Here is a 1,141-nt window from a genome sequence, read left to right as displayed (position 1 = left end):
GATTAACCTAACGACATGGGCGAAAAGGGTAATTCCGCGATCGCGCCAGTACCATGATGCGACGACGGGAATCGAACCCGTACGATCGGAAATCGAGTGATTTTAAGTCTCTCTGTGTGTCCACCCTTGGGTGTCCAAAGTGCCACGCAAAGCCTGAAGTGACGCTTACTAGTGGGCTTTCAGCACAATCAGACCGCAGAGAATGATTATCGCCACCAGGATCAGCGCCCACGACACGGCGCCGCGCGAAAGGCGCCTCCTCCGACCGCGCAGGGCCTGGTCTCGCCAGCGTTTAGCCTGATCAGCCCCTATGTTTAATTTATCCACGCCCTTCTCTCCCCGAGCGCCGAGAATGCTTCCACACAGCAATCGAGTCCATAGCTGAGAGATTGCTAAATCGGAGTAGGTATCGGGAGGTCGGTTGATGCGCGATTACGACCTTACACAGCGACCCGGCCAAGCCCTCCTGGGGTAGGACGAGGGGTTCAGGGCAGCGGGATCGGCTTGTCACTGAGTGTGTGTAAGTAGGCGATCAGATTGACCCGTTCAGTCTCATCCGGAACACCGGGCATCTCCATGTAAACGCCTGGCGTAGTGACCATGGGCTCAAGCAGATATTTGTTCAGGTCCTCGTACGTCCACACGCCTTCCCAGCCCAGCAAGGTGTCGGAATAACGCATTTTTGTCATAGAGGCCTTATCGCGGCCGACGACGCTCCACAAGTTCGGCCCCGTCTTGGTTCCTCCCTGTGGCTCGACATTGTGGCAACCGGCACATAGTCGGGTGAAGGAGGTTCGGCCTTTCTCAATATCGGCGGTAGCCAACTTCATCGAGATCGGAGACGGCGTTGGCAAGATGACGCCGTGCGACATGAGATAGTCAGCGATTTCGCGTAGCCCCTTGAATTTTGCCAGATGGAGCGGCGTCTTGCCGTCCTTTGTCTTCGCATTGACGTCCGCGCCGGCCTCGACCAGTGCCCTCACGCAATCGAGGCAACCCAGATTGACCGCGATGTGGATAGCGTTTTCGCGGCTGCGCTTCGAATTTGGATTTGCGCCTCCGTCCAGCAACAGTTTGATCAAGTCGATCCTGCGTTTTGCCAAAGCCGGCATGAGAGCAGGACCCAAAAGCGGTGTCGGGG

General features: G+C 56.9%; 1 protein-coding gene. It reads right to left on the bottom strand.

Annotated elements, in window-relative coordinates; genetic code table 11:
- Positions 1 to 485: 485 nt before the first annotated feature.
- Positions 486 to 1,141 (bottom strand): ankyrin repeat domain-containing protein (locus EOA33_RS36415; RefSeq protein WP_127407777.1); only part of this gene is annotated, 656 nt, incomplete at its 5' end.

Origin of the sequence: Mesorhizobium sp. M4A.F.Ca.ET.050.02.1.1 (assembly GCF_003997725.1) — a bacterium.
Lineage (GTDB): Bacteria > Pseudomonadota > Alphaproteobacteria > Rhizobiales > Rhizobiaceae > Mesorhizobium.
Note: the sequence above shows the minus strand (reverse complement) of the source record. Positions and strands in the feature narration are given on the sequence as shown.